Here is a 25,381-nt window from a genome sequence, read left to right on the forward strand (position 1 = left end):
GTAAATTTGTTTTTAAATTCAGGGTGCAAAGATAAACATTTTGCACCACAAAATTTATAACTATGTGTATTTTATTTAATTACACCTAATTCTTTGCCTACTTTGGTAAAGGCAGCAATCGCTTTATCCAAGTGTGCAAGCTCATGTCCCGCCGAAATCTGCACACGGATACGGGCTTTTCCCTGAGGTACAACAGGATAGTAGAAACCGATCACATAGATACCTTCGTCCAACATTTTAGCCGCAAACTCTTGTGCAAGTTTCGCGTCATAGAGCATCACAGGGACGATCGGATGGAAACCCGGCTTGATATCAAATCCTGCTTCCGTCATTTTTTCACGGAAATATTTCGTGTTGGATTCCAGTTTGTCACGCAAGGTTGTCGTGTCGCTCAACATATCTAATACCGCAACAGAAGCGCCTGCAATCGCCGGTGCCAAGGTATTTGAAAATAAATATGGGCGCGAACGCTGACGTAACAAATCAATGATCTCTTTTTTACCGGACGTGAAACCACCAGAGGCGCCACCAAGGGCTTTACCGAGGGTTCCGGTAATGATATCTACACGGTCTATTACATTGAAAAGTTCGTGCGTACCACGGCCGGTAGCACCGATGAAACCTGTACAATGAGATTCATCGATCATCACCAAAGCCTGATATTTGTCCGCTAGATCACAGATCTTGTCCAACGGCGCCACTGATCCGTCCATGGAGAACGCACCATCGGTAACGATGATTTTGTGTCTTGCTCCTGAGGCTGCCTGCAACTGTGCTTCCAAATCTGCCATATCCGCATTTTTATAGCGGAAACGTTGTGCTTTACACAAACGTACACCATCGATGATCGAAGCGTGGTTCAGCTCATCAGAGATAATTGCATCCTCCGCACCAAACAATGGTTCGAAAACACCGCCATTCGCATCGAATGCTGCCGCATATAAAATCGTATCTTCCGTTCCTAAGAACTGGGAAATCTTTGCTTCTAATTCTTTATGTACATCTTGTGTACCACAGATAAAACGTACCGAAGACATTCCATATCCGTATGTGTCAATCGCTTTCTTCGCAGCTTCGATTACTTTTGGGTGCGAGGACAGGCCCAAATAATTGTTTGCGCAGAAATTGACCACTTCCTGTCCTGTGCTCACTTTAATGTCAGCTCCCTGAGGAGTAACGATCACTCGTTCTTGTTTATACAATCCCGCTTCTTTGATTGCTTCCAATTCCTTTTGTAAAACTGGTTGTAATGTATTGTACATAATTCGAATTTATTTTTTTATACAATATTACAGTTTTTTCACTGGAATAAATTGCATTCCTTCCCGGGATAGGGGTTATTCACGGAGAATTCACCTCAAATCAATGTTTTGATAACATTAAACCGTTTGCACAAATTTGCGTTCCGCAGTGATTTCTTTCCTTTTGCAACGAATAATGGCACGATCAAGAAGGAGATAACAGACAAACTGCATTGGATTTCCGGCAGCATGACTGTGGAGCAACTAACGGAGTGATACAGGTCAACAACTGTTATTTAATGCAGATTCAGTTTATTCGTAACGCAGGGCATCCACCGGATCTAATTTTGAAGCTTTTGATGCCGGATAATAACCAGACAACATCCCCACAAGACCACATACTGCAAATCCGAGAATAATAGCAGCCCAAGGGATAATAAAGGATGTCCCCAGTTGAAGGGCCAACAAATTACCAATCAGGATGCCGATAAATATACCCGCGACACCGCCCATCATACAGATGACAATGGCTTCCATCAAAAACTGCTTGCGTATCACACTGGGCGTAGCACCTATTGCCTTCCGAATACCGATCTCTCTTGTCCGTTCGGTAACCGATACCAGCATGATATTCATCAGTCCGATGGATGCACCAACAAGAGTGATAAAGGCAATCACGACTGCCCCTAAGGTCACCATCGCCATATTCTGCATCAGCATTTGTGCTACTGCATCTGATTTGGTAATCTCAAAATCATTGGACTGTCTTGCAGATAGTCCGCGAATATTCCGAAATACAATGGAGGCCTCACCGATCGCTGCTTCCAAACGCATTGGGTCATTGGAGGATACCGTGATCACATAGGATGGCTCTACGACCTGCATGACCGATCTTGCTTTTACCAGGGGAATAAAGCAGGCTCTATCACCACCCATACCTGCAGAGGAACCTTTGCTTTTTAGCACTCCGATGACCTGGTATCGGATATTATTGACCGTAATAAATTGTCCAATCGGGTCAATGATTTCGCCAAAGAGCATTTTACTGACCTCACTACCGATGATAATCACGGCCCCACCAGTCTCTACATCCCGGACGGAGAAATTACGCCCTTCACTGACGATGTAGCCCGAGGTCTGAAGATAATTTTCATCGGTACCAATAAGGCCAATATTAGGGTTTGTCTTTTTCGATTGAAATTTTGCGGTCGAATTCCAGGTTACATTGGCACTGATGGATGTCGTCGCATTAAAATGAAAATTCTGTTTGAACCTTGCCGCTTGGGCATAGGTAATATTGGCAAATACCTTAGACCGTGTACCTCCCGTACCGATCTGCACATTGATCCCCCTATTCCGTATATTGAATGAATTGGATCCCATGGAAGAAAAGGAATCCGTTAAGGAGTTTTTCATGGCATCAATAGATGTCAATACACCGATCAGGGCCATCATCCCTATCGCTATGATCAATGCCGTTAAAAATGTCCGCAACTTGTTGCCTACAATGGATTGCAGTGCAAGTTTTACGTTTTCAACATAAGACATTTTTACGGACATACGGCGATTTTTATTATTTGCAGATGAAAATACTGTTATTCCTCCACAAAACCAAAAGGCAATTTATTTCATTAGAATAAATTGCCTTTTTTATACCAGATCAACGCCAACAAGAAGATGGCCATTAACTTGGTAAGATCTTACTTTAAACTATAACACAACGATTAATTGATCCTTTTCCAGGTCTCCGTCCGGCCGAGCAAACTAACCCCTACATAACCACGTATGTCGAGTTTGTCCCCTTTTAAAGTCATTTTACAACTATAGGTTTTCCCTGTTTTTGGATCATAGATCTTTCCATCTTCATAGGTATTTCCATCTTTTTCAAAATTGGTCAAGATCTCCAATCCCTGAACTGCCCGGCCCTGAAGCGCCTTGTCTGGGTTTTTAATATCTTTCTTGGGCTGTCCGGCTTCATTATTTGGAAATTTAAGCCAATAAAGCTTACCAAAAAATTTGTCCCCTTTTTTATAAATCTCCACACGGCCCTCGCCGCTTGGGTTTTCCCACTTTCCGATAATCGGATCTGTTTGCGCAAACAATGTTACTGTAACAAGCAACATGATGAATGACATCATAATTTTCTTCATTGGTCTATATTTTTATGAATTTATTTTACCATTTTTTTGCCTATCTCTCAAATCGCCTATCTCCAAAAGATTCTAGAGAAAAAATAAAACCGTCTAACCAATTCCAATGGAGTCCAGCGAATTAAAGCGTGTGGACTTATAAGTTAAATATACAAAATATTTACTATGCTTGCATATATTTATTTTCCATATTCCCTATTGATTTAAATAGATAAATGAGTTAATTCCTGTTTGCCCCAATATCGGCAGATAAAAGAGAGACTCGATTTTCCATGTATAAAGCCAGCTTGGGGTCCGAAGCAGTCCCGAACTTGGTATGAGAAAAAGGCGAAGAAAGGGACCGAAACTTTGGCATTGCGTTTGCACGATAGTTATTATATTATTACTTTATTCACTGTTTATAAATTAGCACATATTATGAAATTTATTATTAGTCTTCTACTTACCGGCGTAGTCGTCGCAGTTGCTTGTTGGATTGTTCCAGGTGCACATGTCGCAGGATTCGGCTGGGCTATTGTCGCGGGGTTGGTCATCGGATTTGTCAATGCAACCGTAGGTTCAATTTTGAGATTGTTCACTTTTCCATTAAACTGGCTTACGCTTGGGCTGGTTTCCTTTATTATCACCGTTTTAATGGTATTACTTTCAGACTCGCTCCTTGGATCCAAATTTGATGTGGATGGATTTTGGACAGCAGCATTGTTCGCCATCGTCGTTGCCGTATTGGAAATGATCGTCGGAAGCACTTCAAAAGACTAAAATTATATAATTATATATAAAAAAGGCTGTTTTCCGATTGGGGAAGGCAGCCTTTTTCGATATCAACAGGAATGATGATCTCCAGACAGAAAGGCTGTTTCTAAAGCTGTTTATGCGCTATTTTAATTTCCCTACCCTCGCTTTTTAAGCTTAAAATAGCTAAATTTAAATTATTTAACAGATCCTCCGATATATGTGCGAACACAACCACGAGCATAGCCATCCAGAAAAAGAGACTCCCTGGTGGATATCACAACGCAAACTTCTTATTGCACTTATCCTATTGATCACACTGCTGATCCTCAAATATGCCTTTAAGATCACGCTTCCTTTTTATGCTTCTTTATTTTTAAATGGTACGGCATACCTATTAGCAGGTATACCTGTTCTGCAAATGGCTTTGCGAAAGGCCAAACGCGGTGATTTCTTCAATGAATTCTTTTTGATGAGTGTTGCCACCTTAGGGGCTTTTGCCATCCGGGAATTTGAAGAAGGGGTTGCCGTCATGGTCTTTTACCAGATCGGCGAATGGTTTCAGGATACAGCTGTAGATAACGCCAAAAAATCCATAAAATCGCTTTTGGACATCCGTCCGGATAAAGTCACGGTCTTGCGTGATGGAAAACAACTGGATGTAGATCCCAAAACCGTCAATATCGGTGAAGTGATTGTTGTTAAAGCGGGTGAAAAAGTTGCACTGGACGGGAAACTGCTGAATGAACGGGCTGCATTCAATACTGCGGCGCTCACCGGAGAAAGCAAGCCCGACACGAAATATAAGGGCGAGGCCATCTTTGCGGGCATGACCAATTTAGAATCAGTTTGTGAAATCAGCGTAAACAGTCTGTTCAAGGACAGCAAGCTGAGCAAGATATTAGCAATGGTGCAGGATGCTACGGCACGCAAATCCAAAACACAGCTATTTATCTCCAAGTTTGCAAAGATCTATGTCCCTATTATCTTCGCGCTTGCTGTTCTTGTCCTTATCGTCCCGTTATTTATTGTCAGTGACTATAGCTTTAGAGAATGGTTTTATCGTAGTCTGGTATTTCTTGTGATCAGCTGTCCCTGTGCCCTGGTTGTCTCGATCCCATTAGGTTACTTCGGCGGAATAGGCCTAGCTTCCAGAAACGGGATTTTGTTCAAAGGCGGTAATTTCCTAGATGCCATCACTGCGGTCGATACCATTGTCATGGATAAAACGGGTACTCTGACCGAGGGTGTTTTTGAAGTCAAAGAGGTCATTGCTGTCAATGGACAGTTGGCGGAACTATTAGATTATGCCAAAGCCATTGAGTCCAATTCGACCCATCCAATTGCAAAAGCGATCGCGCGCTACCATCCGGGAGATCCGACTTTTATTACCAAAGGAATCATGGAAGTAGCCGGCCATGGACTCAAAGCGACGATCAACGATAAGCTTGTCCTTGCCGGCAACAGCAAACTGCTGGACAAGTTTGGCGTCTCCTATCCAGAAGAAATAAAGCTAATTGTCCATTCCATCGTACTGATTGCAATAGACAAGCAATATGCAGGCTACATTACGGTTGCAGACCGAAATAAACCGGACGCTAAAGCGGTAATTTCGGCCATGCGGGCACAAGGCCTATACACGGTCATGCTGTCCGGTGATAAGAAAGCGGTAGTGGATGAGGTGGCAAGGGAACTGGGGATAGATAAGGCTTACGGCGACCTGCTGCCAGAGGATAAAGTAAGTCAGGTCCAAAGATTGATCGACGAAGGACGAAATGTGGCTTTCGCGGGCGATGGTGTCAATGATGCTCCTGTGGTTGCTTTGGCCCAAGTAGGCATCGCAATGGGCGGATTAGGTGCAGATGCGACTATCGAAACGGCTGATGTGGTGATACAGAATGATGAACCCCATAAAATTTTGTCTGCCATCAAAATCGGTAAGATCACCCGTAATATTGTCTGGCAGAACGTCATCCTGGCAATGGGTATCAAAATTATTGTGCTGATTCTCGGGGCCGGCGGGGTTGCCACTCTCTGGGAAGCTGTGATCGCTGACGTTGGCGTGGCGCTATTGGCGATTTTAAATGCCATCCGGATTCAGCATAAAACGGTATAATACAGTCCAGAAAGAGCCGTTTTAAAAAAATAAAACCTGTAAAATACATTCGGCCAAACTTGTTGAAGATCAGCCGAATGTACGATAAGGACGTATTAATCGCGCCAGGATTTATAGGCATTGATCAATCCATTGGTGGAAGAATCGTGACTTGTGATCGGATTATCGTCGCTCAGCTCCGGTAGGATCTTATTGGCAAGCTGTTTACCAAGTTCAACACCCCATTGGTCAAAACTGTAGACGTTCCAAATTACCCCCTGTACAAATATCTTGTGTTCGTACAGCGCGATAAGTCTGCCCAATGTCCGTGGAGTCATTTTTTTCAATAAAATGGAGTTTGTTGGCCGATTGCCCTCAAATACTTTATAGGCTTTTAACTCTTCGATCTCAGCATTGGATTTACCTGCTTTTTGGAATTCAGCAACAACCTCTTCCTCGGTTTTACCATTCATCAGGGCCTCTGTCTGTGCAAAGAAATTAGACAATAAAAGTTGATGGTGGTTGCCGATCGGGTTAAGGCTATTTGCTGGCGCAATAAAATCACATGGAATCAATTTCGTCCCCTGATGAATCAACTGGTAAAAAGCATGTTGACCGTTTGTTCCGGGTTCACCCCAAATGATCGGCCCGGTCTGGTAGTCGACGCGTTCACCATTGCGGTCAATGTATTTTCCGTTGCTCTCCATATCTCCCTGTTGAAAATATGCTGCAAAGCGATGCAGGTATTGATCGTAAGGAAGGATGGCATGGCTTTCAGCCTCAAAAAAATTATTATACCATATACCGAGCAAAGCCAATATTACCGGAATATTTTCCTCAAAGAGGCTGGTTCTGAAATGCTCATCAGCTTCATAGGCACCTTTTAAGAGTTCCTCGAAATTATCAAATCCGATCGCCAGGCTGATGGAAAGCCCAATGGCAGACCATAGTGAATAACGTCCACCAACCCAATCCCAAAATACAAACATATTTTGCGGATCTATACCAAAAGCCGTTACAGCCTCCGTGTTGGTACTCAATGCCGCAAAATGTTTGGCGACATCTTTCTGTCCGGCTCCCCTACTCAGAAACCAATCTTTTGCCGTATGTGCATTGGCCATTGTCTCCTGGGTAGTGAATGTTTTGGATGCAATCAGAAACAAGGTTGTCTCCGGATCTACTTCTTTTAAAGTTTCGGCAATATGTGTTCCGTCTACATTGGACACAAAATGCACGTTCAGCCTGGTTTTATATGCCTTTAAAGCCTCGGTCACCATCACCGGTCCCAAATCAGAACCGCCGATACCGATATTGACAACATCGGTAATCACTTTTCCGGTGTAACCCTTCCATTCACCGGAAAGAATCTTCTCTGTAAAAGCTTTTACCTGCACCAATACATTTCTAACCGCAGGCATCACGTCCTTGCCATCCACAAAGACAGGCTGATCGGACTGATTCCGCAAGGCCGTATGCAAGACGGGTCTATTTTCGGTCACATTGATCCGCTCGCCGGCAAACATCGCCGCTATCGCTTCGGACAGATGACACTCTTTGGCCAGCTGGATCAACAATGCGATGGTCTCTTCGTTGACACGATTTTTGGAATAATCTAAAAGAATATCCTCAAAGAGAATCGAAAATTTCTCAAATCGCTGTGGATCTGCCGCAAAAAGCTCGCGTAAGTCCTGCTGATTGATATCGATATAATGATCTACCAAATATTGGTAGGCTTTGGTCGTCGTAAAATTAATTTTTGGAAACATACTGTTTTTATTTGAAATTATTTGCTTTAAGCCGGCATAAGAACCTTCCATATTTTTTATTACACTTCGTGTAGCCCTCTAAACAAAGGTTTATGTGCCTGCGCTATCAAAACTAAAAAAAAAAGGTGAGATACAAACCGACGGTTTCCGATCATCCCTATTTTTTATTTTTTATTTTTTGATTTTGAATATCTACATTAGCGGGTATGACAAAAGAACAAATTCAAGACTTGAGGGATCGTGTTACTTCCCTAAGGAGGCATCTTTGACATTGATGTCCGTAAAAATGAAATAGAAAGAGACCAGGCCATAACCCTGGAAGCAAACTTCTGGGACGATTCCAAAGCTGCAGAGAAAATACTCCAGGCCATTAAAAATCAGAAGGTATGGACAGATCATTTTGATGAAGTAGCTTCGGCAGTTGAAGACACCTATGTCATGTATGAGTTTTTTCAATCCGGGGACGCAACAGATAAAGAACTGGATGATCAGTATAAACTTGCACTGGAAAAGGTTGAAGAGCTGGAGTTCAAAAATATGCTCAGCGCCGAGGAGGATCAATTGGATGCTATCCTACAGATCACAGCGGGCGCCGGAGGTACCGAAAGTTGCGACTGGGCGGCTATGCTGATGCGCATGTATATTATGTGGGGTGAGAAAAACGGGTATAAAGTGACCGAGCAGGACTCCCAGGAAGGCGATGTCGCGGGGATCAAAAGTGTCACCCTTCAATTATCCGGAGCATTTGCTTATGGTTACCTTAAAGGTGAAAATGGGGTCCACCGACTAGTCCGCATCTCGCCCTTTGACTCCAACGCCAAACGACACACCTCATTTGCATCGGTGTATGTCTACCCATTGATTGATGACAACATAGAAATAGACGTTAAAGATTCGGAAATCGAATGGGACACTTTCCGTTCGGGAGGTGCCGGTGGCCAGAATGTGAACAAAGTGGAGACAGCTGTCCGGCTACACCATAAACCCACGGGCATCATTATCAAAAATCAGGAGACGAGATCACAATTGCAGAATAAGGAAAATGCGCTGCGCTTATTGAAATCGCAACTGTATGAGATTGAAATGCGCAAACGGCAAGAAGCCTCTGCTGCAATCGAAGGAAACAAAAAGAAAATCGAATGGGGATCCCAAATTCGTAATTATGTCTTGCATCCTTATAAATTAATCAAGGATTTACGGACAAATTACGAAACATCAAATACCCAAGCGGTACTGGATGGAGACTTAAACGATTTCTTGAAAAATTATTTAATGGAATTTGGCGGTTAATCTACCATAAAAAAACTACAAAATTGAAGACGCTCCATAGATGGGCGTCTTTTTTTTGTCACGGCAATCACTGCCTTCTTTCATACACAGTCTGTCACTGTAACTGTCAGTTACGCTTTAAAAAAATCTTAAAAACGTTAAAAAATCTTAAATGTCGACTGTATGCATAGGGTAGCAAATTATTGATTAAACAGACAAGCTATCAAACGTAAACAATTAAAAAACAATTATTTACAACACATAAAAGTGTATCAAGAACGTTACAAAGTGTAGGTTTCTTCAATTTTTGGCACAAAATAAAGGCATGTATTTTGCGTTTATGCATTCGTAATATTTTCATTACAAACGACACTATACTTGGGGTCAACAAAGAAAATAAAAAGAAGAATGTATATCTAAAAATAGAACGGTTATGAATTACATGAAAGAAAACTCAATCGTATCAAAGCAGATGACCCAACAATGGAAACCTGCCGTGTACGACGTCAATGAAGAACAGCAACAATCTGAGACAACAGTAAACAAAGTCGAGGAAAGCAATTTTGGAACGAAAGAATACGTTATTTTTGGAGCGACTTTTTTCGTGCTATTTGCATCAGTCTTTGGTGTATATATGCTTCAGCCAGATTTTGATGCATTACGTTTTCAACGTTTAGACAGTATCGGCGGAATATTTTTAATTGGCTTGGGAATATTTTTAGCCGTTGTCGCCCTAAGTTTTTTAATCTTTTTGATTGTACTTCACCGTAAATACAAACCCATTGCGTCTGTTTCGGATGAAGAACTGCCGACCTGTACAATTATTGTTCCGGCTTATAATGAAGGACAACTGGTATACGATACGCTCCATAGTTTGGCAAGCAGCGACTATCCGGAGAAAAAACTTCAGATCATCGCTATTGACGACGGAAGTAAGGACAATACTTTTGCCTGGATACAACGTGCGAAGATGGAATTGGGTGATCGTATTGAAATTTATCAACAACCCAAAAACATGGGCAAGCGCCATGCGTTGTATCGTGGATTTAAATTAGGGACAGGCGAAGTCTTTATTACAGTAGATAGTGACTCTGTGGTCAATAAAGACACCATTCGCAATATGGCCAGTCCATTTGTGACCAACCCAGAATGTGGGGCAGTAGCAGGTAATGTGCGTGTACTGAATAATAAAAAGGCAATCATCCCTCGTATGTTAAATGTGAGTTTTGTCTTCAGTTTTGAGTTTGTACGTTCGGCTCAAAGTATGCTAGGAACAGTAATGTGTACCCCTGGAGCTCTATCCGGGTACCGCAGAGAAGCTGTTATGCACTGCTTGGAGGATTGGGTCAACCAAACTTTTATGGGACAACCCTCTGATATTGGAGAAGATCGCGCCATGACAAATATGATATTGAAACAGGGATATCATGTATTGTTTCAATCGAATGCTTACGTATACACCGATACGCCTGTACGTTATAAAAATTTATATAAGATGTTTATCCGTTGGGAAAGAAGTAATGTACGTGAAAATATTATGATGAGCCAGTTTGCCTTTAAGAATTTCCGTAAAGGGCCGAAATGGGGTGCACGTATCCTATTGATCATGCAATGGAAAAAAGTACTGCTTTCCTATCCAATGATGTTATTAATGCTTTGGACCGTATTTCATTATCCATTGATGTTTTTGAGCTCAACCTTAGTCGGAATCCTTATATTTTCAAGTATTCAGGCTTATTTCTTTGCATCCAAAAATTCAGACGCAAAAGAAGCTTTCTGGGCTTATAGTTACAGTATATTTTACGCTTTCAGCTTATTTTGGATCACACCTTATGCCATTGCTACGGCTGGGCGTAAAGGTTGGTTGACAAGAGGCTAGTTTCGACGGAAAGAACGTATCTTTACTTTAAATATAAATATGACAGATTTTCAGATTAAAAAAATTGCCATTATTGGTCAGGGTTATGTGGGATTGCCTTTAGCGATAGCTTTCTCTGAATTCTTTCCGGTGATTGGCTTCGATATAAACAAAACGCGTATTGACGAACTTAAAGCTGGTATAGACCGTACACTTGAAGCAGATGGTGATGAGCTATTGCATGCACGGAATCTATATACCGCATCGGAACAGCGCAGGGGCTACGACGCAAGTTCAACCGTTCATGATATCGCAGATGCCAATGTGTATATCGTCACAGTCCCGACACCGATAGATCGTTATAACTCGCCCGACTTATCACCGCTCTTGGCTGCATCTAAAATGATTGGAGAACTGCTAAAAGCGGGGGATTTAGTTATCTATGAATCCACGGTCTATCCGGGATGTACCGAAGAAGAATGTATCCCCGTTTTGGAAAAAAATTCGGGTTTGAAATTTAATCAAGACTTCTTTGTTGGCTACTCTCCAGAGCGTATAAACCCTGGCGATAAGGTGAATTCATTGCAAAAAGTGATGAAAGTAACTTCCGGAAGTACTGCCGAAGCGGGACTTGTGGTTGATGGGCTCTATAAAAAAATTATTCATGCCGGTACACATCTAGCTCCTTCCATCAAGGTAGCAGAAGCAGCCAAAGTAATTGAAAACGCGCAGCGGGATGTCAATATTTCTTTTATGAACGAATTGGCCCTGATCTTTGACCGCGTTGGTATAGATACACAGGATGTGCTCGATGCTGCCGGAACAAAATATAATTTTCTTCGGTTCAAACCGGGATTAGTTGGGGGACATTGCATTTCAGTAGATCCTTATTACTTAGCGCAAAAGGCGACCCAGCTGGGTTACCATCCGCATGTGATCTTGTCTGGCCGCGAGGTTAATGATCAAGTAGCTTCTTTTATTGCCTCCAAGGTCGTCAAACTGATGATACAGAAAAACATCAAATTTGACGGAGCCAAAGCATTGGTATTGGGGGTAACGTTTAAGGAAAACTGTCCAGATATCCGTAATAGCAAAGTTATTGACATGATCCACGACCTTAAAGAATTTGGTCTTGAGGTCGATATCTATGACCCTTGGGTGAATCCAGATGAATTAAGGAAGCATTTTGGTTTAGAATTACTAGAAACTCTTCCGCAGTCAGGAAATTACGACAGCATAATTCTAGCTGTGGGGCATCGGGAGTTTTTACACCTGGATCTCAAAAATTTAAAAAAGGATCCTTCTGTCGTATTTGACATCAAGGGAATACTTGACCGAAAATTGGTAGATGCCCGCTTGTAGTCTCATTTATTTGATACTATTTTTAGGTTGCATTCTTTTAAAACCTTTAGTTTTCACCTCCAAATATGGTGAAAACTGAAGGTTTTTTCCATATTTGGAGGCAATGTAATCATTTGATTAAAAAAACCATCATCAAATCTCTTGTTTGGTAATATTAACTTAACACCACAAGTATAAATCTGACCTCATTAAATTAAGCGCTATTTGGCACCAATTGCGGCACCTATGAAACAGTTAAGCGACACCGAGCTATTCCCTAGCATTCAAACGGATGATTGTTATTCTTTTCCTGAAGTAATCAATCGCTATTCAGAGATCTTTTTCCGCTTTATCCAGCGCCGGGTTTGTTGTGATTCTATTCTATCTAAAAAATTGACCCAAATGGCGGGAATTGATCAACAAATCATCCAATAATTATCCAATAATTATCCAGATAAATAGCGATCTAACTAAGCATACATCTAAAAATACAACCTTATATATCCATGTTTATCAATTCTATATCATTTTTTTTGTTTATGTGTAGCGTTTACCAATAATTATCCGTAGTATTAATAAACCAAAAACAAGTTTAAGGCCAGGAGAGAAATGCGCCTTTGTCTGATCAATATCAGGTGATGTAACTACTATAAACTAAATCATGGAAAATAATTTGCGAAAATCAGATCAATTCAATGACCACAGCTACGGCCTCCATGCCAATTGGTACAATACCCTCTATCCAGAAAAAGAACAAAAAATTAAGGTAATCAAATCCTTAAATAGCTACAATGGAAGTATCAACCACTGGTTACAGAACCTTTTTTTCAATTGTCTGAATCCTTTTACCAAGAATAAAAATGCGAAATGGCTTACCCTTGGTGATGCTTATGGACATGACGCGCGATATCTGCTTGACCAGAGTATTCAGGATGTAACCGCAAGTGATCTGGATGACAGTTTCCTGAAAGTTTCCCATGAAGAAGAATTTATCAAGGATTTCTCCGCCCAAAACGCTGAATCATTAACGTTGGAAGATGAGAGCGTGGATTATATACTCTGTAAGGAAAGCTACCATCATTTTCCACGTCCTTACGCCGCGCTCTACGAAATGATCCGGGTAGCCAGAAAAGCTATTATAATTATTGAGCCACAGGATCCGATATCAAAAATGCCTTCCTTATTGTATTTGGCCAATTTACTGGGAAGAATCAACGACAGGACGATCAATAAGATCTGGAAAAATAGGTTCTCCTATGAAAAGGTGGGAAATTTTGTCTACAAGGTTTCAGAACGGGAATTTGAAAAATTTGCTGCTGGCCTCAACCTTCCTATGATTGCAATAAAAAAAATCAACCCAAACTTTTGGTTTCCGGGCAGTGAACATATCAAAGCTGATAGAAAGGAGAAGGTTTTCAGGCGTATTCTTTTCAGAAAGAAAATACGTGATCTTTTTTCCAATTGGGGGGTATTGCCGAGCCAGACACTTTCCATTGCTGTCTTTAAGAATATGCCCGATGATTCCCTAAAGAAATCCCTTATCGAAGAAGGATACAGATTGGTCGAGATCCCGAAAAATCCACATATCCAAAAGTCATCGTACTAATCCCACAGCGAAAGCTGGTATGAAAAATTATTCGATTACTTTTATTGTTCCTGATCTTTGTTTCCGCGAGTGCATGTAAAAAGGAGAAAATCATTTGCGGGCAATTGGACAAGTTGGTACAGACCAAAATTAACCATCTGAACGCAGTCAGAAAGGAGCTTCATTTCGGAGGAATTCAATTCTGAGTTATTTTCTGCAGTTTAAATGAAATAGAACAAATGCTATAGTATCGTTCTCGACAAGATTAGACCATTTTAATCGCATAAAAAAAGCGACTCTTTTGAAGTCGCTTTTCGTAGCCCGTAGGGGAATCGAACCCCTGTTTCAAGAATGAAAATCTTGCGTCCTAACCCCTAGACGAACGGGCCGTTTTCTGTTTCGGTGTGCAAATATAGAAAGTTTTCTAAATCTGTCAAAATTTTATCGGGATTTTTATTCATTTTTTTCTAAATGGATCGCAAAACCCTCTAAAATAGCTATATTTAGACTCATTGAAAAAGTAACCAACATGACTAATTTAAAAAAAATTAAAAACCCACTACTCTATGCTGGCCTTGGCATGGCACTTTTTAGCCAAGCAGCATATGCTCAAAAATCGAGCTCAATTGCAGATCAGCTGCAACTCACCTGGCAAGTCAAGGATGGCCAGAATATCCGTAAAAACCCTGTCTCAACAATCATTCTGAAAAATACGGGCAAAAGCGCAATACAGCTTAATGATTGGAGCCTCTGGTTTAATTTTATCCGATCTATTGATCCAGATAAAGTAGATAATAGATTTGCCATTGACCACAGGAATGGCGACCTATTTCAGGTTAGTTTTAAGAAAAACAATTTTTTATTAAATGCACAGGACACCATCCATATTGATTTTACAACAACCGGATTAGTCAATTATACCGACGGACCAATCGGTTTATACATAAAAAATAGCAAAACCGGGCTTTCAACAGATATTCGGAACTATACAGCAGTGAAAACCGCTCCTCAATCCGAGGCCGAAAAAAATAATTACTGGTCCTATAAATATGACCTAAACCAACTTACCAAAGGGGTCGAAGCACAGCGCGTTATCCCCCTACCGAGTCATATTAACATCAACGATAACACAAAATTTAATGTAGCGACCGGTACAAAAATATTTGTTGCCAGCGAATTTTCTTCAGAAGGGAATTTTCTGACAGATTTTCTGAACAAATACACGGGAATCAAGCTGTCCCCTTCCTTGGCAAAAGAGGATGGAATTGTTATCGTCAAAGCAAATGATCTAAAACCTGAATCCTATCGGTTAAATATTGATACAAAGGGTATACACATAGAGGCATCGGATAAAGCAGGTGCATTTTATGCCATACAATCTTTAAAATCACTGATCAATCATCAACAATGGAGTAAAACCACGAAATCAATTGCCTTACCACACGCGAGCATAGAAGATAGCCCGCGCTATGGATACCGTGGTTTTATGCTGGATGCGGCCCGTAATTTTCATAGCAAGGCAGAAGTTTTACGTATTTTGGACCTGATGGCGGCCTACAAATTGAATAAGTTCCATTTCCACTTTATCGACGACGAAGGTTGGCGACTGGAAATCCCCTCTCTGCCCGAACTAACCGCTGTAGGAGCAAACCGTACTGCTAATTTTGAGGATGGTAAAGGAATTCAACCTGCTTACGGTTCTGGGGCAACGGCAAAAGCGCATCAATTCTACACCGTAGCTGATTATATCGAAATCTTACAATATGCACAGGCAAGACATATTGACGTAATTCCTGAAGTCGAAACTCCGGGGCATGCCCGCGCGGCGATCAAAGCCATGCGTGCCCGGTATGCTCACTACACCAAAGCGGGTGACAAACAGAAAGCTGAAGAGTTTCTATTGGATGATGCAGACGACAAATCGGTTTATAACTCTGCGCAGAACTGGAACGACAATGTGATGAACCCTGCCCTGCCTTCAACGTATCATTTCCTGAGCAAAGTAGTCGATGAAATCAAAGCTATCCATGAAAAAGCCGGAGTACCGTTGAAAATGATCGATTTGGGAGGTGACGAAACACCGAGTGGTGTCTGGGAAAAATCACCCAAAATCCTTGCTTTCATGAAAGAGAATAATATCAGCAATGTCCTGGATGTATGGCCACTATACATTGCCAAAATAAATCAACTTGTCCAAAGTAAAGATCTGACTATGTCGGGATGGGAAGAGATGGGTATGCGTAACAAAGGGAAAGGAATGGAAGTTAACGCTGAATTGGGTAAATCCAACATCCATCTCAATGTATGGAATAACCTACCAGGACAGGGACAAGAAGATTTAGCTTACCGCTTAGCAAATGCAGGCTATAAAGTTGTGTATACAAGTGCGGCTAACAACTACCTGGATATGTCATGGGATCGTGATTTTGCGGATCCGGGTCATAGCTGGGTGGGTACTGTAAACTTGAACAGAACCTATTCTTTCTCACCGGAAAACTTCTTCATCAACCTTCGTAAAGATGACACCGGAAAAGATCTCGTAAAAGAAGCTTATACCAACAAGGAGCAACTCACGGCTGAAGGAAAGAAAAACCTGCTAGGCATTAAGGGTGCACTCTGGGCAGAAAAAGTATCGACAGATCAACGGCTTGAGGAGATGATATTCCCTCGGCTTATCGCCATTGCCGATCGTGCCTGGGCGCAGGAACAAGCTTGGGAAAAAGGCAATGCTTATGATGAAGCAACCTATCGTAAGTCGTATACAGCTTTTATTAAGAAATTAGGCGAGGATGAATTGAAGAAACTGGATATTATTAATGGGGGTTATACCTATCGCCTTCCGAAGCTTGGAATTAAAAAAGAGGGCAACCAGTTGTATATCAATACAGATTATCCCGGATTCAAAGTCTATTATACAGACAATGGAAGCACGCCGACATTGAAGTCAAAAGAAGTAAATGGCACAATTCCTTTTCAAGTGGGCAAGAAATATCTATTCAAGGTCTTCGATGCCAAAGGTAGATCAGGAGACGTTATTGCATATTAACAACTGAACTGGATTATTACAATAAAATAGTGATATCCGATGTACTTAAGCTCGTCGGTGTAATAGCACAGGCCAATAGCAATTCTAAAACTGAAAAAGGGGATGATTTCGAATAGAAATCATCCCCTTTTGTGTATTAACAATTAAATGCTATCCGCTTAAAACTTATAGCTTAACGAAACAGCCGCATTTCTCGGGTCAATCTGATTGATAAAACCTCCTCGGAAATACGAGTTCAAGCCAATCTCATTAGTGATATTGTTAACAAAAACTCTTGCGTCAAACCTACGCCATTTGTACCCCACCTGTGCATTTAAAGTTGTATAAGCTGGCATATTGAAAGGCTTTTCTCCATAATATTCACCGTGGCCCTGTGGTTTCAAACTGTATTCATTAACAGGACGGTCTCCAACATAGTAGACACCAGCACTTAAACTCAGGTTCCTCAAGGCGCCTTGATTAAACACATACTGCACCCATGCATTGGCTGTATGCTTCGGTGCGTTCATTGGCGCTGACCCATTCATATAAGATGGAGAATTTTTATAGCGAGCGTCCAAATATGCGTAACCTAACATCACTGTAAGATTTTCCAATACACGGCCGTTTAATTCTGCTTCAATACCATCCCTAATTAAATCTCCAGCTTTGAAATAAAGTCCCGTCGCTTGATTTTCAGTATTATACTCAGCATTCGTTAAATCGGACGTATAAATGTGAAAATAAGTCAGATTAAATCGTAGTCTGTTGCCCAGCCAATCAGACTTAATACCGCCTTCAAATTGCTCTGTTTTAGATGCACCAGCTGTGGTGCCATCAACGAGCGGACTAGCTGCACTCCTTAAATTTGTCGCATTGGTATAAGATCCAAAGATATTGAAGTTTTCAAAAGGAGTTACAATCACTCCTGCCATTGGATTCCATGCAGATTCTCTTTTATTGCCGTTTGATGTAAAGTCTTTTGTTATTATTTCAGAATAGCGTAGACCTAAAACTGCTTTAATATATTTATTGAATTCTATCACGTCCTGTGCCATAAAACCAATGGATGAATAATAGTTTCTAACTGGTGTTTTGGCCTCAAAAGATACTTTCTTTCCCGTATGTTCATTTCCCAACGAATCTGTATAAGTGACGTTGGTCAAATCGTTGGCCCAATCTCCATAAATATCAATAATATCAATAGTACCTGCTGCCAAGGCTGACTGGTCTGCTTTTTTTAGGAGAACTTTATCCTCCAACAGGCCCAGCTTCGTACCAAATGAAGTTGTTGTTGCATCAGCAATACGGTAATCAACCCCCGCCTGCACCAGATGCTTTACCTTACCGGTATAAAGATCTTTTCCGATCAGGTCAAATTGAAAAGTTTTGTTCTTGTCATCTCTCAAACTCTTACTCATCTTTCTAGAAAAAGTATCAAATTTTTTCGCATCATCTTCGATAAGTGTGGCTGAAGTAGTCAAGTTATCGACCTGATAAGATGATGTCGCAATTGAGGCGCGAATGCTCCAACGATCGCTCAATTCATGATTGATCTGCCCCATAAAGCTTTTCATTTCGGTATTTACATTATCAGAATTCATACCTAAGAATTTATTATTGGGTATGACATACAGTGCATTGATACTCTGCGAAGAGTTTAAGTTAACAGCCGAATTGACCGGTGTACGGTTATCATTAAAGTAATCTCCTTCTAAAGTGATCGTTGTTCTGTCTGTCGGTTTCCAAGCCAATGAGGGGTTCAGATACACACGGTTGGCCGAAAGTCCTTTTCTAAAACTATCGCTTCTTTCATAGGCGCCGTCCATACGAAAAGCAACGGTCTCCTTTTTATCCAACACAGTCTGAAAATCAAATGTCGGACGAAATTGCCCCCAGCTTCCTACGCGTACTCCAACTTCGCCAGCGTTGATAAAATTAGGCGTTTTGGTCACCACATTGATCACTCCTCCGGCATTCCCAAGGTCAGTAATAACACCCTGTGTTACCGCTGCGGATCCTTTGATCATCTGGATAGACTCTACCCCTTGCATGTCCACAACACCAGAAGCGGTCTGAAACTGAGAATCCATACGTACTCCATTTTTCAAAACTGGCACACCTCTGAAACCCCGTGTAGATAGCGATTCTTTAACGCCGCCATATGAACCGAAAAGCGTAACACCCGGAATATTTCTTACAGCATCTGTCAACGTTAATATCCCCTGATCTTGAATTACTTTATTTGATATCACCGATATACTCTGAATCTGATCGGAAGGTTTTAAAGGCATACGGGTGATCATCTCAAGTCCCTTTGGCTTTTTATTCCGCTCACCAAACACCTCCACTTCATCGATAGCCTGCTCATTGCTCACCAACACCACCGGTTTTATGACCACCTCACGGCTAGCGGAGCTAAATACATAATCAACCGAAGTTGTTTGATATCCTAAATAGGTAAAACGGATTACCGCATTCTGATCGACACCTTGAAGTCTAAAATGACCTGTGTGATCTGTCCGTACGGTTTTATCGCCAATTGAAACGGTTACTGAGCTTAATGGATTGTTGTTTGCATCAACAACCTTTCCTTTTACGATCCCTGAAGTTTGACCATATACAGCGCTTCCGATTAAAAATGTAGAGGCAAGAGCAAGTAAGTGTTTGTCCATGTTAATAATTTTGGATAATTATTTTTAATTATTCTAAATAACGAAGCAAAGATATAAAAACTTGCTTATTTAGAATAATTAAAAACAAAAAAAGCTCTGAACCACTTATGATTCAGAGCTTTCCTAATATTAACTCAGATTATTTTAGTCAAATTTCCATCGTACAAAAGCTTCTATCGCTTCGTAGTTAGCTAGACCTAATCTATCATATAACGACGCGGTATCACTAGTACGGTCTTCAGCACGCACCCAAAATTCACGTGGATCATCACCCGGGAATACAGGTAGATCTTTTTGGGATTGGTGTTTGAAGATCGCTAAACGCTTGCGGTACACCTCTTGTGGTGATAGGGGAACGGCCATTTCAATCTCATGGATTGGGTATTCATGCCATGCGCCTCTGTACAACCATAACCAACAGTCTTTTGTCCACTCGTCAGTTTTGCTCAATCTTTTCAAAGCTTCGAACAAAATATCGAAACATACTTTATGTGTACCATGTGGGTCGGCAAAATCTCCCGCTGCAAATACTTGGTGCGGTTTTACCTGACGCAACAATTCCATTGTTTGTTGAATATCATCTTCAAACGATACTTCCTTCGCAAATTTTTGTCTATCATAGAATGGAAGATCCTGGAAGTGAATATTTTCATCTGGCAATCCGACTAAACGAGCTCCGGCAATGGCTTCTCCTTTACGGATCAATGCCTTTATTTTGCGAACAAGTTCGGTATCGATCTGATTTGGTTTTTTCGTTGCAAAGATTGCTCTTTCTTCATCATAAATCTGATTGATCTGAGCGGCCTCCGCTTTCGCACCGATTTGATTTGCCAGATCCTCCGCAAACTCCAGGTAACGTACTACATCATCATCCCATACAGCCGTATTACCACAAGTCTGATATGCAACATGCACATTGTGCCCTTGATCTGCCAAACGGATAAATGTCCCCCCCATGGAGATGACATCGTCATCTGGGTGTGGAGAAAATACAATCACATTCTTCTTAGCCGGATTGGCTCGCTCCGGACGTTGTGAATCGTCTACGTTAGGTTTACCACCCGGCCATCCTGTAATCGTGTGCTGAAGTTCATTAAAAATACGGATATTGATGTTATAAGCAGGACCGGTTTCAGTCACCAGTTTTGCCATGCCATGGGCATTATAGTCTTCGTCAGTAAGTTTCAAAATCGGCTTATTGATCTCTAAGGCCAACCAAACAACTGCCTTTTTAATCAAAGACGGTGTCCAGGTAACATCTTCGGCTAACCATGGAAGATCAAAACGTGTCAACAACGACGCTGCTGCCTCATCCAAAATGAACTCGACATTATCCGAAAGTTGAAGATATGTAGCCGGAATCTCTGCTGAAATCTCGCCTTCAACAGCTTTTTTGATGATCTCCGCTTTCGTTTCAGTCCATGCCATCAGAATGATCTCACGTGCTTTGAAAATTGTACCTACCCCCATTGTAATGGCTTTTCTTGGCACATTTTCTTTTCCACCAAAAGCGCGAGAGGCATCACGACGTGTCAGATCATCTAAGGTTACAATACGAGTACCGGAGTTGGGCGCAGAACCCGGTTCGTTAAAACCAATGTGTCCGGTACGACCAATACCTAGCAATTGAATATCTAAACCTCCAGCAGCTGTAATCTTTTGCTCGTATGCCTCACAAAATGCATTGACTTGATCAGGTGCCAGGGTACCATCAGGAATATTTACATTCGCCTTATCAATATCCACGTGATCGAACAAGTTTTTGTTCATAAAGGTCACATAGCTCTGATCGGCGTCAGGTTGCATGGGGTAATATTCGTCAAGATTGAAGGTAATCACGTTCTTAAAGCTTAAACCTTCTTCTTTGTGCAAGCGAATCAGTTCTTGATAGACCTTCACCGGTGTGGCACCAGTGGCAAGACCCAGAACAGCTTTTTCACCTTTCTCTTGCTTTGCACGAATAATGTCAGCAATACGATTTGCAACGTTTTTCGAAGCTGAATTTTGATCTGGATAGACGCTTACGGGGACTTTCTCGAAGCGTGTTTCTTCCAATAAATTTAATCTAGCCATTTTATGGATATATTGATAAACGTGAATTACAAATTTATGAAATTAGTGAGTTAAGTTGAAGTAAAATTTTAATAAAGTGCCCTGTTCTTAACAATATTTTAAATAAAACCTTTTAGCCCTAAATTTAGCATCTAAAACAGGCTAAATTTTATTCAAAATAGCTACTGCTTCCAATAAAGTAACGTCCTGTTTGGCGAAACAAACCCGCAAAACTTGTTGATCTGTAGCCTGTTTATAGAATGCGGAGAGCGGGATTGTCGCTATTTTATGATGCGCTGTCAAATAACGGGCAAAATCAAATTCTTTCTCCTGGCTGATTGCACTATAATCAAGATTCAGAAAATAGGTACCTTCACAGGGCAGTACTTTAAAACGGGATTCCTTCAACCCATTTTTGAGCAAATCTCTTTTTTTCTCAAAAAAACCAGCGAGACCTTCGACGTAGGCAATATCTTTTAAATATTCCGCAATCGCAATTTGCATTGGTGTATTGACGCTGAACACGTTAAACTGATGGATCTTTCGAAATTCTCGTGTCAGCATGGCCGGAGCTACACAGTACCCAATCTTCCAGCCTGTCGTATGCAACAGCTTTCCGAAAGAAGCAACAACAAAACTCCGTTCGCGCAAGGTCGGAATACTCAAAACTGATTGCGGCTCAACTCCATCAAAGACAAGATGTTCATAGACTTCATCGCTGAGCAGCAGCGTGTCCGTACCTTCCAGAAGCTTGCCAAGTTTATTCAATTCTTCATTTCCGAGAACTTTCCCTGTAGGATTATTCGGATTATTGATAATCACCAGTCGTGTTTTTTCGTTGATCAACGTAGCCACATAAACCCAGTCAATCTGAAAATCCGGTGCCAATAATCGAACCGGAATAACCCTACCTCCAAACAATTCGATCGTTGGGGCATAACTATCGTATGCCGGCTCGAATATAATCACTTCATCTCCAGCCCCGACCACTGTTGCTATAGCTGTAAAGATGGCCTGGGTTCCCCCGGCTGTTATCGTGAGTTCCTCTGAAGGATCTATATCCACGTCATATACAGCCTTGTATTTATTTACGATCGTCTCTCGCAGACTTTGTGCGCCGATCATCGGCGCATACTGATTATGTCCTTTTTCCATCGCCGCAGCAACCAATTGGGTAAGCCTGGGATCCGTTTCAAAATCCGGGAATCCCTGTGAAAGGTTGAGGGCCTGCTCCGCATTGGCAAGCGCGGTCATCCGGGTAAAGATCGATGTACCGACATGTGGAAGTTTAGCTATTAGGTTGAAGTTCATTTTTTGACATTTTATTAATCTACTAAATTAGTGGATTTTCTTATATTTGTAAATATATAGAAGAATAGCAACATGATAAAATACATCACACTACTTTTTTTGGTTCTTCCGCTCTTTGGTTCAGCTCAGAAAAAAGAATTGACCAAACAGGAATACATTGCCCGTGTTAAAGCAGCACCTGATTCTATTTCAACCTTAGTTGATTTGCGTCGTGTAGGCGGCTACGATCCTGTTTATACGGAGTTGCAGGAGCTTTATAATACTTTGAGTGCCAATGTCAAAAACTCCAACGAAGGAAAAGAATTCCAGGAATATTTAAATGCGCTGGAGACGGTTCAGATCGGAAAAGTCGCACCTGCTTTTACACAAAACGATACAACAGGCAACCCTGTACAGCTATCCGATTTTAAAGGCAAGTATGTACTGCTTGATTTTTGGGCTTCCTGGTGTCCAGACTGTCGCGTTGAAAGTCCTGATCTCGTAAAAACTTACCAGCAGTTCAAAGGAGACAACTTTGAAATCCTGGGTATATCCTTTGACAAGGACCGCAACTCCTGGATCAAGGCCATTCACGCAGATAAACTGCACTGGAGACATGTTTCTGACTTAAAACGCTGGCAAAATGATGTCGGCACATTATACGCAGTAAAGTCTATCCCTCAAAATGTACTGATTGACCCCAATGGAAAAATCATTGCAAAGAACTTGCATGGCGATGCTTTACGTGAAAAGCTAAAAGAAGTATTGAAGTAGGTTTTCGATATACATGGTTACTATCACCTTCTAAGTGAGCATCAGAAATGAGGCTATAAGGGAATAAGAACCATATTAAAAAGAATAGGTGCCTGATTTTTGGGCACCTATTCTTTTTCTTCAAGGTTTTAGCAAATCAACCAAATAAAGCGCTAAAAATATCCTCCAATTTAGCTACTGGCCTAATGGCAATATTATATTTTTTGGCATCCAGTCCTTTGGTATTAAACTTGGAAATAAAGATTCCATCAAAACCCAGCTTCTCAGCTTCCTGGATACGTTGTTCAATCCGGTTGACGGCTCTGATTTCTCCCGACAAGCCCACCTCGCCGGCAAAAGTCAGGTTGCTCCGTATCGGAATATCTTGCTGAGATGAGATAATCGCAACGACAACTGCCAGATCAATAGCGGGATCTTCGACCCGCAGCCCGCCGGCAATGTTCAAAAATACATCCTGTGCACTTAAACGAAAACCAAATCGCTTTTCTAATACGGCTAACAGCATGTTTAATCGCTTTGTATCGTAACCTGTAGATGAGCGTTGGGCTGTACCAAATGCCGAATTGCTCACCAAAGCCTGCACCTCGATCATCATAGGCCGCATCCCCTCCAGCATGGCTGCAATAGAAACCCCACTCACGGGCTCATCACGTTGTGAAATCATGATTTCGGACGGATTGGAAACCTCCCGCAATCCGGAACCCTGCATTTCATATATACCCAATTCCGAAGCGGAGCCAAACCTATTTTTGACAGCACGCAAAATACGATAGACATGATGACGATCGCCCTCAAATTGGAGTACGGTATCAACCATATGTTCCAATACTTTCGGTCCGGCTATGGAACCATCCTTGGTAATATGCCCTACAATAAATACGGGAGTACTGGTTTCTTTGGCGAACCGGAGTAATTCGGCGGTACATTCCCGTACCTGGGAAACCGAACCCGGTGCCGATTCAATCTGTGATGAATGCAGCGTTTGGATGGAATCAATGACGATAACATTGGGCTGTACGGTCTCAATCTGCTTGAAAATATTTTGTGTGGATGTCTCCGTCAGAATATAACAATTGGCTTTAGAGGACTGTGACAACCTTTCTGCCCGCATCTTGATCTGTTGTTCGCTCTCCTCTCCGGAAATATAGAGCGTTTTGACCTGTGGAATGGACAAAGCCAGCTGCAGCATCAAGGTGGACTTTCCTATTCCGGGCTCACCACCGATCAACACCAGGGAGCCCGGAACTATGCCACCGCCTAATACACGGTTGAACTCCTGATCGGGGGTAAGAATACGGGATTCATCCTGATACACAATCTCATGGATGATTGCCGCCTTATTTGTCCTTTTTGTGTTTCCGGTTGTTGTTGTGCTTCGCCATTCAGGGACTTTTGAACTACTTTTTTCAACTACCTCCTCAACAAAACTATTCCATTGTTTGCACGAAGGACACTGTCCCATCCATTTGGGAGCCTCATAGCCACAGTTTTGACAGAAATATGCGGATTTTGTTTTTGCCATTCTACG

17 protein-coding genes and 1 tRNA gene are annotated in these 25,381 nt (G+C 41.6%); 9 read left to right on the top strand and 9 right to left on the bottom strand.

Going from position 1 to position 25,381, the window contains the following annotated elements; translation table 11 throughout:
• Positions 1-71: 71 nt before the first annotated feature.
• The 3 genes from kbl to B4G94_RS02010 all read right to left on the bottom strand — a co-directional run bounded on the left by kbl (position 72) and on the right by B4G94_RS02010 (position 3,391).
• A complete protein-coding gene (gene kbl, locus B4G94_RS02000; protein WP_286856823.1) occupies positions 72-1,262 on the bottom strand; it encodes a glycine C-acetyltransferase in 1,191 nt (396 codons plus the stop codon).
• 291 nt (positions 1,263-1,553) lie between these two features.
• Positions 1,554-2,801: an ABC transporter permease gene (locus B4G94_RS02005; protein WP_165305222.1), complete on the bottom strand. Its 1,248-nt coding sequence runs from the start codon at positions 2,799-2,801 to the stop codon at positions 1,554-1,556.
• Positions 2,802-2,965: 164 nt separating this feature from the next.
• Positions 2,966-3,391 carry a DUF2147 domain-containing protein gene (locus B4G94_RS02010; protein ID WP_108635335.1) on the bottom strand — a complete coding sequence of 142 codons (426 nt, stop codon included), beginning with the start codon at positions 3,389-3,391 and terminating at the stop codon, positions 2,966-2,968.
• A gap of 417 nt (positions 3,392-3,808) precedes the next feature.
• On the opposite strand from B4G94_RS02010, the gene B4G94_RS02015 reads away from it, so the two are divergent.
• Positions 3,809-4,150: a phage holin family protein gene (locus tag B4G94_RS02015; protein WP_108635500.1), complete on the top strand. Its 342-nt coding sequence runs from the start codon at positions 3,809-3,811 to the stop codon at positions 4,148-4,150.
• A gap of 193 nt (positions 4,151-4,343) precedes the next feature.
• On the top strand, positions 4,344-6,239 hold the full coding sequence (locus B4G94_RS02020; RefSeq protein ID WP_286856824.1) for a heavy metal translocating P-type ATPase: 1,896 nt from the start codon (positions 4,344-4,346) through the stop codon (positions 6,237-6,239).
• Positions 6,240-6,334: 95 nt separating this feature from the next.
• Here the strand turns inward: B4G94_RS02020 and pgi are convergent, their stop codons facing one another.
• Positions 6,335-7,984, bottom strand: coding sequence for a glucose-6-phosphate isomerase (gene pgi / locus B4G94_RS02025; RefSeq protein WP_286856825.1), 1,650 nt, complete (start codon positions 7,982-7,984; stop codon positions 6,335-6,337).
• A gap of 206 nt (positions 7,985-8,190) precedes the next feature.
• Here pgi and prfB point away from each other — a divergent pair.
• From prfB to B4G94_RS02050, 5 genes are all read left to right on the top strand, one after another.
• Positions 8,191-9,274 (top strand): peptide chain release factor 2 gene (gene prfB, locus B4G94_RS02030; RefSeq protein ID WP_108635337.1). Its coding sequence is split into 2 segments (ribosomal slippage): positions 8,191-8,250 and positions 8,252-9,274, totalling 1,083 coding nucleotides; the frame shifts between segments, so codons are not numbered across the junction.
• Between the two features lie 412 nt (positions 9,275-9,686).
• Positions 9,687-11,132 carry a glycosyltransferase gene (locus B4G94_RS02035; RefSeq protein ID WP_286856826.1) on the top strand — a complete coding sequence of 482 codons (1,446 nt, stop codon included), beginning with the start codon at positions 9,687-9,689 and terminating at the stop codon, positions 11,130-11,132.
• Between the two features lie 39 nt (positions 11,133-11,171).
• Positions 11,172-12,473 (top strand): nucleotide sugar dehydrogenase, encoded by a 1,302-nt coding sequence (locus B4G94_RS02040; protein ID WP_108635339.1) that lies wholly within the window; start codon positions 11,172-11,174, stop codon positions 12,471-12,473.
• 204 nt (positions 12,474-12,677) lie between these two features.
• Positions 12,678-12,887, top strand: a complete 210-nt coding sequence (locus B4G94_RS02045; protein ID WP_286856829.1) for a hypothetical protein — start codon at positions 12,678-12,680, stop codon at positions 12,885-12,887.
• A 226-nt stretch (positions 12,888-13,113) separates the two neighbouring features.
• Positions 13,114-14,058: a class I SAM-dependent methyltransferase gene (locus B4G94_RS02050; protein ID WP_286856831.1), complete on the top strand. Its 945-nt coding sequence runs from the start codon at positions 13,114-13,116 to the stop codon at positions 14,056-14,058.
• A gap of 296 nt (positions 14,059-14,354) precedes the next feature.
• Here the strand turns inward: B4G94_RS02050 and B4G94_RS02055 are convergent.
• A tRNA-Glu gene (locus tag B4G94_RS02055) sits at positions 14,355-14,426 on the bottom strand.
• Positions 14,427-14,566: 140 nt separating this feature from the next.
• Here B4G94_RS02055 and B4G94_RS02060 point away from each other — a divergent pair.
• The gene (locus B4G94_RS02060; protein ID WP_286856833.1) at positions 14,567-17,083 is read left to right on the top strand and encodes a family 20 glycosylhydrolase; all 2,517 of its coding nucleotides are present in this window, start codon (positions 14,567-14,569) and stop codon (positions 17,081-17,083) included.
• A 158-nt stretch (positions 17,084-17,241) separates the two neighbouring features.
• Here B4G94_RS02060 and B4G94_RS02065 read toward each other — a convergent pair whose 3' ends face one another.
• The 3 genes from B4G94_RS02065 to B4G94_RS02075 all read right to left on the bottom strand — a co-directional run bounded on the left by B4G94_RS02065 (position 17,242) and on the right by B4G94_RS02075 (position 23,100).
• Positions 17,242-19,737, bottom strand: a complete 2,496-nt coding sequence (locus B4G94_RS02065) for a TonB-dependent siderophore receptor (RefSeq protein ID WP_286856834.1) — start codon at positions 19,735-19,737, stop codon at positions 17,242-17,244.
• A gap of 144 nt (positions 19,738-19,881) precedes the next feature.
• Complete coding sequence (nagB, locus tag B4G94_RS02070; protein WP_108635343.1) at positions 19,882-21,810, bottom strand: glucosamine-6-phosphate deaminase; 1,929 nt, start codon at positions 21,808-21,810, stop codon at positions 19,882-19,884.
• 141 nt (positions 21,811-21,951) lie between these two features.
• Positions 21,952-23,100 (bottom strand): methionine aminotransferase, encoded by a 1,149-nt coding sequence (locus B4G94_RS02075; protein WP_286856835.1) that lies wholly within the window; start codon positions 23,098-23,100, stop codon positions 21,952-21,954.
• A gap of 72 nt (positions 23,101-23,172) precedes the next feature.
• Between B4G94_RS02075 and B4G94_RS02080 the strand changes: the two genes are divergently transcribed.
• Positions 23,173-23,853 (top strand): peroxiredoxin family protein, encoded by a 681-nt coding sequence (locus tag B4G94_RS02080; RefSeq protein ID WP_108635345.1) that lies wholly within the window; start codon positions 23,173-23,175, stop codon positions 23,851-23,853.
• A 136-nt stretch (positions 23,854-23,989) separates the two neighbouring features.
• On the opposite strand, the gene radA is transcribed toward B4G94_RS02080, so the two are convergent.
• Entirely contained in the window at positions 23,990-25,375 is a 1,386-nt protein-coding gene (gene radA / locus B4G94_RS02085) for a DNA repair protein RadA (RefSeq protein ID WP_108635346.1), read from the bottom strand.
• Positions 25,376-25,381 lie beyond the last annotated feature (6 nt).

Origin of the sequence: Sphingobacterium sp. UBA7625 (assembly GCF_002484085.1) — a bacterium.
Taxonomy (GTDB): domain Bacteria; phylum Bacteroidota; class Bacteroidia; order Sphingobacteriales; family Sphingobacteriaceae; genus Sphingobacterium; species Sphingobacterium athyrii.

Bases quoted from the DNA above. Each gene is read 5' to 3' on its own strand.
- B4G94_RS02010 (WP_108635335.1), bottom strand. From the start codon at position 3,391: ATGAAGAAAATTATGATGTCATTCATCATGTTGCTTGTTACAGTAACA.
- nagB (WP_108635343.1), bottom strand. From the start codon at position 21,810: ATGGCTAGATTAAATTTATTGGAAGAAACACGCTTCGAGAAAGTCCCC.
- kbl (WP_286856823.1), bottom strand. From the start codon at position 1,262: ATGTACAATACATTACAACCAGTTTTACAAAAGGAATTGGAAGCAATC.
- B4G94_RS02035 (WP_286856826.1), top strand. From the start codon at position 9,687: ATGAATTACATGAAAGAAAACTCAATCGTATCAAAGCAGATGACCCAA.
- B4G94_RS02080 (WP_108635345.1), top strand. From the start codon at position 23,173: ATGATAAAATACATCACACTACTTTTTTTGGTTCTTCCGCTCTTTGGT.
- B4G94_RS02050 (WP_286856831.1), top strand. From the start codon at position 13,114: ATGGAAAATAATTTGCGAAAATCAGATCAATTCAATGACCACAGCTAC.
- B4G94_RS02040 (WP_108635339.1), top strand. From the start codon at position 11,172: ATGACAGATTTTCAGATTAAAAAAATTGCCATTATTGGTCAGGGTTAT.
- radA (WP_108635346.1), bottom strand. From the start codon at position 25,375: ATGGCAAAAACAAAATCCGCATATTTCTGTCAAAACTGTGGCTATGAG.
- B4G94_RS02005 (WP_165305222.1), bottom strand. From the start codon at position 2,801: ATGTCCGTAAAAATGTCTTATGTTGAAAACGTAAAACTTGCACTGCAA.
- B4G94_RS02060 (WP_286856833.1), top strand. From the start codon at position 14,567: ATGACTAATTTAAAAAAAATTAAAAACCCACTACTCTATGCTGGCCTT.
- B4G94_RS02075 (WP_286856835.1), bottom strand. From the start codon at position 23,100: ATGAACTTCAACCTAATAGCTAAACTTCCACATGTCGGTACATCGATC.
- B4G94_RS02065 (WP_286856834.1), bottom strand. From the start codon at position 19,737: ATGGACAAACACTTACTTGCTCTTGCCTCTACATTTTTAATCGGAAGC.
- pgi (WP_286856825.1), bottom strand. From the start codon at position 7,984: ATGTTTCCAAAAATTAATTTTACGACGACCAAAGCCTACCAATATTTG.
- B4G94_RS02020 (WP_286856824.1), top strand. From the start codon at position 4,344: ATGTGCGAACACAACCACGAGCATAGCCATCCAGAAAAAGAGACTCCC.
- B4G94_RS02015 (WP_108635500.1), top strand. From the start codon at position 3,809: ATGAAATTTATTATTAGTCTTCTACTTACCGGCGTAGTCGTCGCAGTT.